Origin of the sequence: Rhizobium sp. FY34 (assembly GCF_005222845.1) — a bacterium.
Classification (GTDB): domain Bacteria; phylum Pseudomonadota; class Alphaproteobacteria; order Rhizobiales; family Rhizobiaceae; genus Neorhizobium.
Genome location: NZ_STFZ01000021.1, coordinates 16,117 through 31,382 on the forward strand (window position 1 = coordinate 16,117; position 15,266 = coordinate 31,382).

Sequence of the window (15,266 nt, forward strand, 5' to 3'; positions counted from 1 at the left end):
TGCAAAACTGCCGGAAGGCAAGCCCTAATTGGCAATCTGCTTTTCGGCATCGGCCGCATGCTGGCCCGCCAGTCGACGAAGCTCGGCCACGCGGGACTGATACTCGGCTTCCGACACGGCACCGGACTGACGCGCAGCACCCAGCTGTTCAAGCTGGGTTTGGCTGCTCGTTGCCTCCGCATCGCCAATCTGCGTGTTCGCAGCTGTCATCTGCTTGGCAAAGGTCGGGTAGGTTCCCGTGTCCAGTTTTGCCAAAGCCTCCGGACGCGGCGTATTCTTTGCGCCAACCACAATCGCCGGCGGTGCCGTATTCGGTATGCCGTCATCCAGCGCAAAACTGGTGCAGCCGGCAAGCGCCAGAGGCGATGCACAGACACAGATGATCAACGGCCACCGCCAGAACCCGTGCGCCTGCTTTACCATTTCGCAATCCTACCCTTACTATCGAATGAGCCCGTCCTGGGCCGCTATCGCTGGAACTTGTATTCTTTTTCCTGCACAATGTAAAAACCAAAACAAGCATCGGCCACAAGGCCGGGATAGGGAGCGGGCAGCATGGTGGGTATGGGGCACTCGGAGCAGGCAGGCAGCGACTTCAAAGGTTTCGATCCGAAAGCACTGGAAGCCTATCTGGTAAAGGACCCCCAGGCGCTCGCGGTCAACATGGCCAAGGCCGCCGAGAACCTCGGCAAGGCCGCCACGCAGTGGCTTGGACCACGTGAACGCGGCGAAGTTGTGGATGAGCTCGATCCCGTCACCGAAATGGTCAAGACCCTCTCCAAGGTCACAGAATACTGGATGTCAGAGCCGCAACGCACGCTCGAGGCGCAGACGCTGCTGATGTCCTCCTATATGGGCATCTGGATGAACACGCTGCAGCGCCTGTCGGGCGATGGCGACGCTTCGGAACCGGATACGCTGCCCAAGGACAAGCGATTCGCCGACGAGGACTGGCGCCGCAATCCCTTCTTCGCCATGCTGCGCCAGGTCTATCTGGTCACCGCCACCTGGGCGGAAAAACTGGTGGAAAAGGCCGAAGGGCTGGATGAGCATACGCGCCACAAGGCACTCTTCTATATCCGCCAGCTGACATCCGCCCTCTCGCCGGCCAATTTCGCCCTGACCAATCCGGAAGTGTTTCGCCAGACGGTTGCCACCAATGGCGCCAATCTGGTCGAAGGCATGCGCATTCTGGCAGAGGACGTGGCAGCCGGCCGGGGCGAGCTGCGTGTTCGCCAGACCGATGGCCGGAAATTCCAGCTCGGCGTCAATGTTGCGGTCACACCCGGCAAGGTGGTGGCCCGCAGCCCGCTCTGCGAGGTCATCCAGTATTCGCCCTCGACGGAGACGGTGCTGAAGCGCCCGCTGCTGATCGTGCCGCCCTGGATCAATAAATTCTATATTCTCGATCTCGGCCCGCAGAAAAGCTTCATCAAATGGTGCGTCGATGAGGGCCACACGGTGTTCGTCATCTCCTGGGTCAATCCCGACGAACAACTGGCGAAAATGTCCTGGGAGGATTACATCCGCGACGGCATCGACTTCGCCCTGTCGACCGTGGAAACGGCGACCGGCGAAAGAGACGTCAACGCCATCGGTTATTGCGTCGGCGGCACGCTTCTGGCGGCAACGCTTGCGCTGCACGCCAAGAGTGATGACAGCCGCATCCGCTCCGTCACCTTCTTCACCACGCAGGTGGATTTCACCTATGCTGGCGAATTGAAGGTGTTTGTCGATGAGGAACAGATCGAGGCTCTGGAACGGCAGATGAATTCGACCGGCTATCTCGCCGGCTCGAAAATGGCGGGCGCTTTCAACATGCTGCGCGCCTCGGAACTCATCTGGCCCTATGTGGTCAGCAACTATCTGAAAGGACAGGAGCCGACGGCTTTCGACCTTCTTTACTGGAACTCCGATTCGACACGTATGACAGCGGCCAACCACGCCTTCTATCTGCGCAGCTGCTATCTGGAAAACCGCCTGAGCCAGGGACAGATGACCCTGTTCGGCAAGTCCATTTCACTGAAAGACGTGACGATCCCCGTCTATAGCCTGGCGGCCAAGGAGGATCATATCGCCCCTGCCCGCTCGGTCTTTCTGGGCTGCCAGCTGTTCGGCAGCGATGCCACGTTCGTGCTGAGCGGTTCCGGCCATATTGCCGGCGTCGTCAACCCGCCGGACAAGAACAAGTACCAGTACTGGACGAATGGCGCGCCGAAGGGAAAGCTGGAGGACTGGGTTGCCGGCGCAACGGAAACGCCAGGTTCCTGGTGGCCGCATTGGCTGGCCTGGATCAAGGGGCAGGACGAGACCCGCGTGCCCGCCCGCCAACCAGGCGGCGAAGCGCTTCAACCGCTCTGCGATGCGCCCGGTCTCTATGTGACGATCCGCAGCTGACAGTTTCAAGGCTCTATTTTTGAATGCAGTTTGATCCGCCTCTCGTGCCGGCGCGGCTGGTTGCCCGCTACAAGCGTTTCCTGTTCGATGCCATTCTAGCCGATGGCACGCCGATCACCGGATCATGCCCGAATACCGGTTCGATGCGCGGCCTGACCACGCCGGGCTCCGCCATCTGGCTGTCGCAGCATGACAGCAAGACCCGCAAATATCGCCATATGCTGGAACTTGTCGAAGCAGACGGGACTATGGTCGGCATCAATACCGGCCTGCCGAACCGGTTGGCGGAAGAAGCCATCCGGGCCGGCTTCGTCTCGGATTTTGCCACCTATGGCGAACTGCGCCGCGAACAGCGCTACGGGCAAAATTCGCGCATTGATCTACTCTTATCCGATCCGGCACGTGCTCCCGCCTATGTGGAGGTGAAGAATGTCCATTTCACCCGCACGGGCGGGCTTGCCGAATTTCCCGATTCGGTAACGAGCCGTGGCGCAAAGCACCTTGATGAACTGGGTGACATGGTGGAGGCCGGTTTTCGCGCTGCCATGCTCTATGTGATCCAGCGCGATGATTGTGACCGGTTGAGGATCTGCGACGAGCTGGACCCCGCCTATGGCAAAGCATTCAGACGCGCCCGTGCCCGTGGCGTGGAGGCCTATGCCATTGCCTGCCGCATCACATCTGCGGGAATTTGGCCAAGCCGCCCGATCCTGATAGACGAAACAGAACCGGCTGTTTAAAAACGGTGTGACGAAGACGAAAGTGATAACATGGTGACCTATATCGAGGCGTCATCCGCGCCGAAAAAGAACACGGGAGCCATACGGCTCTACACGCGGGACGATTTTGTCGGCATGCAGAATGCCTGCCAGCTGACAGCCCGCTGCCTGGATGAGCTGGCTTCCATCGTCAAGCCGGGCGTCACAACCAGTGCCATCGACCGCTTCGTCTTCGAATTCGGCATGGACAATGGCGCGCTGCCGGCCACGCTGAACTATCGCGGCTATAAATATTCCGTCTGCACCTCGATCAACCATGTCGTCTGTCACGGCATGCCGGATGAAAAGCCGCTGCGCGACGGCGACATCGTCAATATCGATGTGACCTATGTACTGGATGGCTGGCATGGGGATTCCAGCCGCATGTATCCGGTCGGTCAAGTGAAGCGCGCCGCCGAACGGCTGATGGAAGTGACCTATGAATGCCTGATGCGCGGCATTGCCGTGGTCAAGCCCGGCGTGCGCACCGGTGCCATCGGCGAAGCGATCCAGACATTCGCAGAAGCCGAGCGTTGCTCCGTGGTGCGTGATTTCTGCGGCCATGGCGTCGGGCGCCTGTTCCATGACAGCCCCAACATTCTGCATTATGGCCGCTCGGACGAAGGCCCGGAACTGCGCGAAGGCATGATCTTCACCATCGAGCCGATGATCAATCTCGGCAAGCCGCATGTGAAAGTGCTGGCCGATGGCTGGACCGCCGTGACCCGCGACCGGTCGCTGTCTGCGCAATACGAACATGCGGTCGGCGTGACTGCCACCGGCTGCGAGATCTTCACGCTGTCGCCCGGCGGCCTTGATCGGCCAGGCCTTCCTCCACTGAACGGGTGATCGATGTCCCATCCTCCGGTAGCGCCGTCCCAAAAGCATGGCTTGCCCGACGAGCCGGAGGACCGGATGGAGCTGTTTCCCGATGAGCGCGGCTTCTTTTCCGAACAGGCACCCAAAGCCGGAACGATGAAGAAGCCGGTGGCGCTGGGCAAATCGGAGGAGAAGACCGATGACAAGTTTGCCCATTACCATGGGCACCGCGACCGGTTGCGCGCCCGCTACCGCGAGCATGGCGACACGGCGCTGGCCGATTATGAAGTGCTGGAACTGCTGCTGTTCCGGCTCATTCCGCGCAAGGACACAAAGCCGATCGCCAAGGCGCTGATCGACCGCTTTGGCAATCTTGCCGGCGTGTTTGGTGCGCCGGCAGCCCTGTTGCAGGAGGTGAAGGGCGTTGGCGAAACCGTGGCGCTGGATCTGAAGCTCATAGCATCGGTCGGCCAGCGTATCCTGAAAAGTGAGCTGCGCGGCAAGCAGGTTCTGTCATCCTGGTCGTCGGTCATCGATTACTGCCATGCGGTGATGGCCTATGAGGCGCGCGAACAGTTCCGTATCCTCTTCCTCGACAAGCGCAATGCGTTGATTGCCGACGAGATCCAGGGGCGCGGCACGGTCGATCATACGCCGGTCTATCCGCGCGAAGTGGTGCGCCGGGCGCTTGAACTCTCGGCAACCGCCATCATTCTTGTTCATAATCACCCGTCCGGTGATCCGACGCCCTCGCGCGCCGATATCGACATGACGAAAACCATCGTGGACACGGCAAAGCCGCTCGGCATTACGGTGCATGACCACATCATCATCGGCAAGGACGGGCATGCGAGCCTGAAGGGCCTCAGACTGATCTGACGCCCCTTCAGGCCATCTGCACCAGATGGCCTGCCGACACTTCGCGGTACTGGCGTGCCGGAGGCTCAAATCCCACAGGGCGAACCGGGCTCTTCAACTCATCATCGGCAAGCCCGCGACGGATACCGCGACGAGCGGGATCCGGCACCGGCACGGCAGCAATCAGCTTTTTCGTATAGGGATGCTGCGGGTTCTCAAACACTGCCGCACGCGGGCCGATCTCGACAATCTCACCGAGATACATCACCGCCACCCGATGGCTGACGCGCTCGACTACCGCCATGTCATGGCTGATGAACAGGAATGCAAGATCGAGACTTTCCTGCAGGTCGAGCAGGAGGTTGCAGACCTGCGCCTTGATCGACACATCAAGCGCCGAGACGCTTTCGTCCGCCACGATCACCTTCGGATCGAGCGACAAAGCGCGGGCAATCGCGATACGCTGGCGCTGGCCACCGGAAAACTCGTGCGGATAACGGTTCATCATGGCACCGGACAGGCCGACGCGATCCAGAAGATAGGCAGTCTTTTCAGCGGCTTCCTTCGATCCGCCGAGTTTGTGCTTGAGGAAGGGTTCTGCAATTGCCTGCCCCACCGTCATGCGCGGATTGAGGCTTGAAAACGGGTCCTGAAAGATCATCTGGATGCTCTTGCGCATCCGCTGCAAGTCCATGCTGCCAAGCCGTTGCACATTATAGCCGTCGAGCTGGATTTCGCCCGATGTCGGCTCGATCAGCCGCATGATCGAGCGACCGGTCGTCGATTTGCCGCAACCCGATTCGCCGACAAGCGACAGGGTCTCGCCCTGGCGCAGATCGAAGGAGACATTCTCCACGGCGTGGATGGCACCGGTCTGGCGACTGAACAGGCCCGAGCGCACCGGAAAGCGCGTCACAAGGTTCTTCACCTCCAGGATCGGTTGGCGATGTCCAAGTGGTGCCTTGGCGGGGGGCGGGGCGATGGTGATGCCGGTTGCCGTATCGACCACCGGAAAGCGCAGCGGTGCCGCCTCGCCTTGCATGGAGCCGAGCTTCGGCACCGCCGACAAGAGCGCGCGCGTATAAGGATGCTGGCCACGGTGGAAGATATCGGCGGTATCGCCGGCCTCCACCGCATCACCGCGATACATCACCACCGTGCGATCGGCGATTTCGGCGACCACGCCCATATCATGGGTGATGAAGAGCACCGACATGCCCTCTTCTTCCTGAAGCGTCTTGATGAGATCGAGGATCTGGCCCTGGATCGTCACGTCAAGCGCCGTCGTTGGCTCGTCGGCAATCAGCAGTTTCGGGCGCGAGGCGAGCGCCATGGCAATCATCACGCGCTGGCGCATACCACCGGAAAACTGATGCGGATATTCGTCAAAACGGCTCGTCGCATTGGGAATGCGAACCTTTTCCAGCATGCGGATGGTCTCTGCTCGCGCCTCTCTCGTCGTCATGCCCTTGTGGCGCGTCAGCACCTCGGAGATCTGCCGGCCAATGGTGAAGATCGGATTGAGCGAGGTCATAGGCTCCTGGAAGATCATCGAGACCTCGTTGCCGCGCACGGCCCGCATGTCCTTCTCCGATAGCGCCAGAAGGTTACGGTTGTTGAGGATCACCTCCCCTTCGATGCGGCTGGCGTTTTCGGCGAGCAGCCGCATGATCGACAGCGAGGTGACGCTCTTACCCGAGCCGCTTTCACCGACAATGGCAAGCGTCTCGCCGGCCCGCACATCAAAGGACACGTCCCGCACCACGGATTTCCAGCCGCCATCGGTGCGGAAAGAGGTCGTCAGGTTGCGGACGGAGAGGATTGGCGGCCTATGCATCTCAGCGGTCATGACGGATTCCACGGTGTGGCGAAGGATGCACTGTCGCGACCGGCGGCGAGGCGCTCGGCTTCGAGTTCGGCAATCTTCCGGTCGATTTCGGTTCGGTCGGTCAGGCCGTGCGGGTTTTCGCGCGTCGGCATGGTCTCGGCCACATGCAGGTAGCGCTCCTGCGCCACCCGGTAGAGCCGCCAGAGTTCGTCGAGAGGATCGGGATGGTCATCGGCGCGGATGTTGAGCCAGGCGTAATCCTGATCCCGGTAGATGACGAGCGCTGCCGATTGCTTGCCGCGCTTATCGCCGCCGGCAGCTTCCCCGGCTTCCATTGCGCCCAGCAAGCGTTCGGCAAGCGGGGCTTTGCTCAGAGCCTTGTAGGCGTCGAGCGTCTTTTCCAGCACCTGCGGGCCGGCCAGCATATTGCCGGCAACCGACACGTTTTCATCAACGATATGGCCTGCCCAGTCGATACATTTGGTGCCGGTGAAAGCGGCATTGTGGCCGCTCGCATCGATGAGATGCATTTGCCGCTGCTCAGCGCCATCATCGCGCGCCGTCAACATGTCGATGATCGCCTGCGGGGCCATGCCCTCGCCCAGCATGGCAAGGCCATCGACGCCATAGAGCGGGCTGACGAAGGCCTGCGTGGCAACGGCGCCCACGCCGCCGCACAGATGGGGAACGGCCGAGCCGACGGCAAAGAAGCGGCTGGCAACGGCAATGCCGAGATGACCGGTTTCAGGATCGCGTGCAACAATGGACCAGGTCATGGCTCAGCGCCCCACTGCATAGGCTTGCATCAGGCGCGGCGTGGCCGCTGCCCGCAGCAACCCGTCGGCATCCCGGCGCGCCGCCGTCAGGCGTCCGACCGTCCAATTGTCGGCAACGGTCACCTGATGGCCGCGACGGCGCAGATCAGCGATGGTCGCTTCGCCAAAACCTGCTTCCACCATGATATGGCCGGGTTCCGACGTGCGCGGATAGAAGGAGCCGGGGAAATGCGTCGTGTGAAACAGCGGCGCATCGATGGAGGCCTGCAGGTTCTTGCCGTGATGCACATAGCGCAGGAAGAAGGGCAGTTGCCATTGGTCCTGCTGGTCGCCGCCGGGGGTTCCAAACGCAAGTGTCGGGCGTCCCTGATAGAGCGCCAGCGAGGGTGTGAGCGTCGTGCGCGGGCGTTTTCCCGGCGCCAACGACGTCGGCAAGCCATCCTTTAGCCAGAACATCTGGGCGCGCGAGTTCAACGCGAAGCCGAGGCCCGGCACGATCGGCGAGGATTGCAGCCAGCCGCCAGACGGCGTGGTGGAGACCATATTGCCCCAGCGGTCGATGACATCGATATGGACGGTGTCGCCTTTCTTCTCCGTCAGATGCGCCATGGTCGGCTCATAGACCGCGCCCTTGCCGGAAAATTCAGCCAGCATGGCCATGGTCGCATCGCGCTGGCGCTCGTAGCCGGGAACGGTGCCGGGGCGCAGTTCCATGGAAGCCTCTGCCCCCATCACCTTGCGGCGCTCATTGTTGTAGCCATCCGACAGCAGCGTGTCGGTCGGGATCTGACCGAAGTCCGGATCGCCGTAATAGACCTCGCGGTCGGCATAGGCGAGTTTCATGGCTTCGACCACATGGTGGACGAAATCGGGGCCGGTCGGGTCCATTGCCGCGAGATCAAAGCCCTTCAGCAGAGCGAGCGACTGCAGCAGCACCGGCCCCTGCCCCCAGGCCGGCGTTTTTGCCACCGTCCAGTCGTGATAATCAAACGTCTGTGGCGCTTCGATGCTGGCGCTCCAGCCGGCCATGTCGTCGGCGGTCAGCACGCCCTTGTGGCGCATGCCGCTCGCATCCATTACCTCAGCGGTCTTCAGATAGGTGTCGATGCTTTCAGCAACGAAGCCGCGATAAAAAGCATCGCGCGCACCTTCGACCTGGTCTTCGCGACTGCCGGTCCGCGCTTCCGATTCGGCAATGATCCGCTTCCAGGTGTCAGCGAGTACCGGATTGCGGAAGTTGGATTGCGGTTCGGGAGCAGTGCCACCCGGCAGCCAGGTCTCATGCGAAGTCGGCCATTCTTTCGCGAAGAAATCCGCCAGCCCTTTGATGGTGGCGGATACGCGCGGCAGCACCGGATGGCCGTGTTCGGCATAGTAGATGGCAGGCTCCAGCACTTCGCGCACAGACATGGTGCCATAATCGCGCAGCATCAGCATCCAGCCATCGAAGGCGCCGGGAATGACGGTAGAGAGCAGCCCATCGCCGGGGATGAGTTTTAGGCCTTCAGCCGTATAGTGTTCGATCGTGGCGCCCGCCGGTGCCGGCCCCTGCGCGCAGATGACCTCCACCTTGTCGGCTTTCTTGGAATAGATGATCGCCGGCATGTCGCCGCCTGGACCGCACAGATGCGGCTCGACGATCTGGAGGACGAAGCCGGCAGCCACGGCTGCATCAAAGGCATTCCCGCCCTTTTCCAGAATGCTCATGCCGACGGCAGAGGCGATCCAGTGCGTCGAGGTGACGACGCCGAATGTGCCGAGGATTTCCGGCCGTGTTGTGAAATCAGTCATGACATTTGCCTTTAAAGATCAGTGTTCGCGGGGGTCCAGCGCATCGCGCAGACCGTCGCCCAGAAGATTGAAGCCGATCACCACCAGGAAAATCGCTATACCCGGCCACATGGCCATCCACGGCGCCTGGGAGAGAAAATTCTTCGCAACATTCAGCATAGAGCCCCAGCTGGCGGCCGGCGGCTGCTGGCCAAGCCCCAGAAAGGAAAGGCTTGCCTCAGCGATGATGGCGGTTGCCACCGTCAGTGTCGCCTGCACGATGATCGGTGCGGTGACGTTCGGCAGGATGTAGCGCAGCATGATATCCATATGCCCGAGGCCGACGGATCTGGCACCCTCGACATAATCTTCGGTCTTGACCGAAAGCACCTGGCCACGCGTCAGACGCACGAAGATCGGCATGGCAGACAGTCCGATGGCAATCATCGCATTGCTAAGGCTGGGCCCGAGAAAGGCGGCAAGCGCAATCGCCATGATCAGGAAGGGCATTGCCAGCAGCGCTTCTGTAATGCGCGAGATGACCAGATCCACCCAGCCGCCGAAATAGCCGGCGAGAATGCCGAAGGGAACGCCGATCGCAACAGCAATAATGACCGAAAAGACCCCGGCCATCAGCGAGGCACGCGCGCCCCAGATCATGCGCGAAAGGATATCGCGGCCCAGATCGTCGGTGCCCAGCCAATGGGCAGCCGAGGGCGCCTTGCGAATGGCCGACCAGCTGGTCGCCACCGGATCGGGGATGGGCAGGATGGGCGCGGCCATCGCAAGAATTGTGAAAAACAGGATGATGGTCATGCCGGCCAGCGCGCTGCGGCTGTTGCGCAGCTTTTTCCAGGCGCGGCTGCCTTCGGCTTTCTCCACGATCGGCGTCTGTGCAATGGCGGTCATAGGCTTGCCCTCAGGCGCGGATTGAGAAGGACATAGAGGATGTCGGCAATAAGGTTCATCACGATAAAGCCGACGGCCGTGCACATCACGACACCCTGCACCACGGCATAATCGCGGTTGAACACGGCATCGACAATCAGCTTGCCAAAACCCGGAATGGTGAAGATCTGTTCGGTCAGCACGGCACCTGCCAGCAATTCGCCAAACAACAGGGCGGTCAGCGTGATAACCGGCAAAAGCGCATTGCGAAAACTGTGGCTGAGGATCACCTGGCGCGGCGACAGCCCCTTGGCGCGCGCGGTGCGAATATAATCCGCCGACAGCACACCGAGCATGGCCGAGCGGGTATGACGCATCAGGGTGGCGGCCAACGCGTTGCCAAGCACGAAGGACGGCATGATCATCGTCTGCAAGGACCGCACCGGATCGACGAAGATCGATTCAAAGCCGGAGGCCGGCAGCCAGCCAAGATTCACTGAGATGAGAAGGATCAGCATGATGCCGAGCCAGAAATTCGGCACCGACAGGCCAGACAGCGCCAGGATACTGGCGACATAATCGATCGCCGTATTCTTCTTCACAGCGGCCAGGATGCCCATCGGCACGCCAATGGCAAAGGCAAAGAACATCGACATGATGGCGAGCTGGATGGTGACCGGCAGCTTTTCAGCAATCAGTTCGGTCACCGGCTGGTTGGTGCGCAACGAGATACCAAGATCGCCCGTGAGCACGCCACCGAGCCAGGTGATATATTGCACTGGGATCGGGTCGTTCAGACGATATTTCTCGCGCAGCATGTCCAGGACAGCCGGATCGCGCTCCTCACCGGCCATGGCCATTATGGGGTCGCCGGGCAGGAGTTTCTGCAGCGAGAAGACGAAGATGGAAATGATCAGCAGGGTCGGGATTGCGACCAGCAGACGTTTTCCGATGTAGACGAGCATGGTGCCATCCTTGGCGGAACGGGTGGGATGGGTGGCGCCGCGGGCTGAACTCCGCGACGCCTCGGAAGGCCGCCGGCCTTCGCTTTTGTATCAGCCGAACAGCTGTCAGCCCTTCTTCATGCCAACCAGGCGGATCATGCCATCCGGCGAAGCGACGAAGCCGGTAACATTCTTCTGCATGGCCCAGATCCACGATTGGTGACCGAGATAGATAATCGGCAGGTCGTCGTTGAGGATGACGCTTGCCGCGTCATATTTTGCCTTGCGAACGGCCTGATCGGTGGTGGCACGCGCTTCGTTGAGCAATTCATCGACCTTCGGGTTGCAATATTTCGTATCGTTGATACCGCCCTTGCAGGTGATGAACTGGTGGATATTGCCATCCGGATCGACGCGACCGGACCAATCGGAGCGCGACAGCTGGTAATTGCCGCGCGTCTGCTCATCGAGCAACGTGGCAAATTCCGTCGATTTCAGTTGAACATCGAAGCCAGCTTCTGCCACCATCGACTGCACAACCTGCATCATCTGCTGGGCAACCGGGTTATTGGGGATCTGCATTTCGACGGGCACACGCTCGAAACCGGCTTCCTTGATGAGAGCCTTGGCCTTTTCCACATCGCGGGCCGGAACCGGAATAGCCTTGTTGAACCAGGGGCTGTTGGGCGGGAACGGCTGGTTGCCGCCCACGGCCGTACCCTCATAGACGATCTGGTTCAGCGCATCCCGGTCGATGGCGAGCGAGAAGGCCTGGCGCAGGCGCTTGTCCTTGCCGAACGGATTGTCGGCGCGCGGACCATTGGCGATGTTCGTATAAAGGCCCATGTAGCCAATGTTGACGACATCGGCATAGGTCAGCTTGGGGTTAGACTTCACGGTTGCCACATCGGTGGGCGCGAGCCGTTCGATCATGTCAAGGTCACCGGATTGCAGATTGGCCAGACGCACCGTCGTGTCCGGGATCGGAAGATAGGTCACCTTGTCGATGAAGATATTGTCCTTGTTCCAGTAATCCTGGAACTTCTCCAGCACGATACGGTCCTGCTGCACGCGCTCGACGAATTTGAACGGGCCGGCGCAGACCGGCTTGGAACCGAAATTGGCACCGAGTTCCTTGGCAGCCTTGGGCGAAACGATCATGCCGGCACGGTCCGACAGCTGGGCAAGCAGCGTCGCATCCGGCTTCTTCAGGGTGAACTTCACCGTGAGCGGCGCGGTCGCCTCGACCTTCTCGACCGAGGAAAGCTCGCTCTTGCGGCGCGATTCGGTAAGCGTCATGTTACGCTCAATGGTGGCAACGACGGCGGCAGCATCCATTGTCGTGCCGTCGTGGAACTTCACGCCGTTACGCAGGGTCATGGTCAGCACCTTGCCCTCTTCCGACCAGGCCCAGTCGGTGGCAAGCTGCGGCACGATCTTCAGGTCCGGCGAGACATCCACCAGCTTGTCGCACATCGCCGTATAGACGATACGGCCGACAAAAGTGCGCGACTGCGCAGGATCCAGCACGTCCGCATCATCCCCCAGGCCGATCTTCAATTCGGCGGCAGTGACAGGAAGCGCGCACAGCGCGCCGAAAGCCAGCGCCGTTGTCAGGCGCAAAAATCTGGTCATGATCATTCTCCTCTGATCGATTGGTTCGATTGGTTCACACGTGCCGGCTTGTAGCCGCCGGCTTTCCCGTCCTCCGGGCGAAGATCGCCCGACCAAGTTTCAGGAGGCGACAGCCTCTTCGCCCGCGACTGCCGAAGGCAGGTCGTGGTCGAGCGATGTCTCGCGGATCAAACGCTCGTGCAGCATCAGGAGATGCTGGCGCATGGCTTCGCCGGCGCGTGCCGGATCGCGCGCTGCAATCGCATCGATGATGTCTTCATGCTGCGCATAGGCGATCGAAATGCCCGTGCCGGTGCGTGCCCGCTCACGAATGCTCTGCCAGGCTTCATCCTGGCGTACATGGTTGATCACGTCGAAGATGGTGAGGAAGAGCTGGTTGCGGGCGCTCTGGGCAATCTGACGGTGCAGCGCACCATCCCATAGCTCGCGTGCATCCGCATCGTCGCTCTCTTGAATGCGTCGAGCCAGATCACGCATGCGAACCAATTCTGCCGGCTTGGCACGCAGCGCCGCCAGCTGCGCCAGCTGCGGCTCGATGCGCAGGCGCACTTCCATGATCTCCATGAAGTCGGTGCCCGCGACAATCGCGCCGACGCCATTGCCCAGCGCGCCCGGCCGCTGGCCGGCATAGGTGCCGGAGCCCTGGCGCCGCCAAACCTCGCCTTCCGCCTCCAGAACCTCGAGAGCCCGGCGGATGGCGCGACGCCCAAGCCCGAATTTTTCCGATAGCGCCCTTTCGGTCGCCAGCTTGCCATCGGCGCCGAAATCGCCGTCGCGCAGCATGTCACGCAGCTTTTCAAGCGCATAATTAGCATTGTCGGGATGCGGCTGAGGCTGGACCATTGCGTGAACCAATTTCGATATTGGTTCATCCTGTTGCACAAGGCGCCCGCCTGTCAAGCCGGAAAACTGCGCATTTTTACGCATGCCCAAACAGTGTGCAGCTGCACAAAAATTTTATGTCGAAAGGACCCTCCAAGTGGAGAAATTGGTCAGGAATGACGGTTATCATTTGACCGAACGCAGATGTTGCGCTGCAATAGGCAGCAGACCCCACGACGAGGCACACCATGTATCAATATGATCTCATCGTCATCGGCAGCGGCCCCGCTGGGCGCCGCGCGGCGATCCAGGCCGCCAAGCTGGAGAAGAAGGTTCTCGTGATCGAAAAGGGAAGCCGGGTCGGGGGCGTATCCGTACACACCGGCACCATTCCCTCCAAGACCTTGCGTGAGACGGCACTCAATCTCACCGGCTGGCGCGAGCGCGGCTTTTACGGCCGCTCCTACCGCGTCAAGCAGGAAATCAGCGCCGACGACCTGCGCCGCCGCCTGCTGATCACCCTAGATCACGAGGTGGAAGTTCTCGAACACCAGTTTGCCCGCAACCGCGTGCAGCAAATGCGCGGCCGCGCCCAGTTCATTGATGCGCATACGCTGGAGGTCGAAAAGATCGATGGCGAGATCCTGCGCGTGACGAGTGCTTCGGTGCTCCTGGCCGTGGGAACGCGCCCTTACCGCCCCTCGCACATTCCTTTCGATGGCGATGCTGTCATTGACAGCGACGAACTTCTGGAAATCAAGCAGGTGCCGCGCTCGCTGGTCGTTGTCGGCGCCGGCGTTATCGGCATCGAATATGCCACCATTTTCAGCGCTCTCGATACGCAGGTGACGGTCGTTGAACCGCGCGATTCGATGCTGGATTTCATCGACAAGGAAATCGTCGAGGATTTCGCCTATCAGCTGCGTGACCGCAACATGAAGCTGATCTTCGGCCAGACCGTGGAAAAGGTCGAACGCGATGCCGTGACCGGCAAATGCCGCGTCACATTGAAGAGCGGTCGCGCGCTTCAGGCAGAAATGGTTCTGTTTGCCGCTGGCCGCGTCGGCGCGACGGATACGCTGAACCTGCCGGCAGCAGGCCTTGAGGCCGATAGCCGCGGCCGTTTGAAGGTCAACCCGGATACATTCCAGACCGCCGTGCCGCATATCTATGCCGCCGGCGATGTCGTCGGCTTTCCGAGCCTTGCCTCGACATCGATGGAACAGGGGCGTATCGCTGCCCGCCATGCGGTGGGCGCGCCGGCCGGCGAACCGCCACTCTACTTTCCTTACGGGATCTATGCGGTGCCGGAAATCTCCACCTGCGGCTTGACGGAGGAAGAGGTCATCCAGCGCGGCATCCCTTACGAGACGGGCATTGCGCATTTCCGCGAGACATCGCGCGGTCATATCATGGGGCTCGATACGGGCCTGTTGAAAATGATCTTCTCGCTGAAGACACGCCGCCTGCTCGGCGTCCATATCGTCGGCGAAGGCGCGACCGAGCTCGTGCATATCGGCCAGGCAGTGCTCAACCTCAAAGGCACGGTCGAGTATTTCGTCGAAAACACCTTCAACTATCCGACACTGGCCGAAGCCTACAAGATTTCCGGCCTCGATGCCTGGAACCGCATGGGTGAAGGCCCGAAGGAAGCACCGGTAGCGACGGCCCAATCGACCGACACCACGGGCGACAAGGTCAATGTTGTGCCCGAAGGGCCTGCGAAAAAAGCCGCCTCCAAGTGAGGCGGCCAAGGACTGTAAGGCCATTT

13 protein-coding genes are annotated in these 15,266 nt (G+C 60.9%); 5 read left to right on the top strand and 8 right to left on the bottom strand.

All coding sequences use genetic code 11. The annotated features are described in order from the left end of the window. Nucleotides 1–24 precede the first annotated feature (24 nt). The gene (locus E8M77_RS16930; RefSeq protein ID WP_137131815.1) at nucleotides 25–423 is read right to left on the bottom strand and encodes an SHOCT domain-containing protein; all 399 of its coding nucleotides are present in this window, start codon (nucleotides 421–423) and stop codon (nucleotides 25–27) included. A 141-nt stretch (nucleotides 424–564) separates the two neighbouring features. Here E8M77_RS16930 and phaC point away from each other — a divergent pair, with 141 nt between their 5' ends. The 4 genes from phaC (at nucleotide 565) to radC (ending at nucleotide 4,853) form a co-directional block, all read left to right on the top strand. Next, a complete protein-coding gene (gene phaC, locus E8M77_RS16935) occupies nucleotides 565–2,397 on the top strand; it encodes a class I poly(R)-hydroxyalkanoic acid synthase (RefSeq protein ID WP_137131984.1) in 1,833 nt (610 codons plus the stop codon). Between the two features lie 23 nt (nucleotides 2,398–2,420). Next, nucleotides 2,421–3,137: a DNA/RNA nuclease SfsA gene (gene sfsA, locus E8M77_RS16940; protein WP_137131816.1), complete on the top strand. Its 717-nt coding sequence runs from the start codon at nucleotides 2,421–2,423 to the stop codon at nucleotides 3,135–3,137. Between the two features lie 30 nt (nucleotides 3,138–3,167). Then, nucleotides 3,168–4,004 carry a type I methionyl aminopeptidase gene (gene map, locus E8M77_RS16945; RefSeq protein WP_137131817.1) on the top strand — a complete coding sequence of 279 codons (837 nt, stop codon included), beginning with the start codon at nucleotides 3,168–3,170 and terminating at the stop codon, nucleotides 4,002–4,004. 66 nt (nucleotides 4,005–4,070) lie between these two features. Beyond that, nucleotides 4,071–4,853, top strand: a complete 783-nt coding sequence (gene radC, locus E8M77_RS16950; protein ID WP_137131818.1) for a DNA repair protein RadC — start codon at nucleotides 4,071–4,073, stop codon at nucleotides 4,851–4,853. Nucleotides 4,854–4,860: 7 nt separating this feature from the next. On the opposite strand, the gene E8M77_RS16955 is transcribed toward radC, so the two are convergent. The 7 genes from E8M77_RS16955 to E8M77_RS16985 all read right to left on the bottom strand — a co-directional run bounded on the left by E8M77_RS16955 (nucleotide 4,861) and on the right by E8M77_RS16985 (nucleotide 13,516). Then, a complete protein-coding gene (locus E8M77_RS16955; protein WP_137131985.1) occupies nucleotides 4,861–6,669 on the bottom strand; it encodes an ABC transporter ATP-binding protein in 1,809 nt (602 codons plus the stop codon). Nucleotides 6,670–6,677: 8 nt separating this feature from the next. Further along, nucleotides 6,678–7,436 (bottom strand): DUF1028 domain-containing protein, encoded by a 759-nt coding sequence (locus E8M77_RS16960; RefSeq protein WP_137131819.1) that lies wholly within the window; start codon nucleotides 7,434–7,436, stop codon nucleotides 6,678–6,680. Nucleotides 7,437–7,439: 3 nt separating this feature from the next. Beyond that, entirely contained in the window at nucleotides 7,440–9,227 is a 1,788-nt protein-coding gene (locus tag E8M77_RS16965) for a gamma-glutamyltransferase family protein (protein ID WP_137131820.1), read from the bottom strand. An 18-nt stretch (nucleotides 9,228–9,245) separates the two neighbouring features. Further along, nucleotides 9,246–10,115, bottom strand: coding sequence for an ABC transporter permease (locus E8M77_RS16970; protein WP_137131821.1), 870 nt, complete (start codon nucleotides 10,113–10,115; stop codon nucleotides 9,246–9,248). Further along, nucleotides 10,112–11,059, bottom strand: coding sequence for an ABC transporter permease (locus E8M77_RS16975; protein WP_137131822.1), 948 nt, complete (start codon nucleotides 11,057–11,059; stop codon nucleotides 10,112–10,114). The genes E8M77_RS16970 and E8M77_RS16975 overlap by 4 nt, the downstream gene beginning before the upstream one ends. A gap of 105 nt (nucleotides 11,060–11,164) precedes the next feature. Next, nucleotides 11,165–12,673 (bottom strand): ABC transporter substrate-binding protein, encoded by a 1,509-nt coding sequence (locus tag E8M77_RS16980; RefSeq protein ID WP_137131823.1) that lies wholly within the window; start codon nucleotides 12,671–12,673, stop codon nucleotides 11,165–11,167. A 99-nt stretch (nucleotides 12,674–12,772) separates the two neighbouring features. Then, nucleotides 12,773–13,516, bottom strand: coding sequence for a FadR/GntR family transcriptional regulator (locus E8M77_RS16985; protein WP_137131824.1), 744 nt, complete (start codon nucleotides 13,514–13,516; stop codon nucleotides 12,773–12,775). Between the two features lie 227 nt (nucleotides 13,517–13,743). Here E8M77_RS16985 and sthA point away from each other — a divergent pair, with 227 nt between their 5' ends. Then, nucleotides 13,744–15,240: a Si-specific NAD(P)(+) transhydrogenase gene (sthA, locus tag E8M77_RS16990; RefSeq protein WP_137131825.1), complete on the top strand. Its 1,497-nt coding sequence runs from the start codon at nucleotides 13,744–13,746 to the stop codon at nucleotides 15,238–15,240. Nucleotides 15,241–15,266 lie beyond the last annotated feature (26 nt).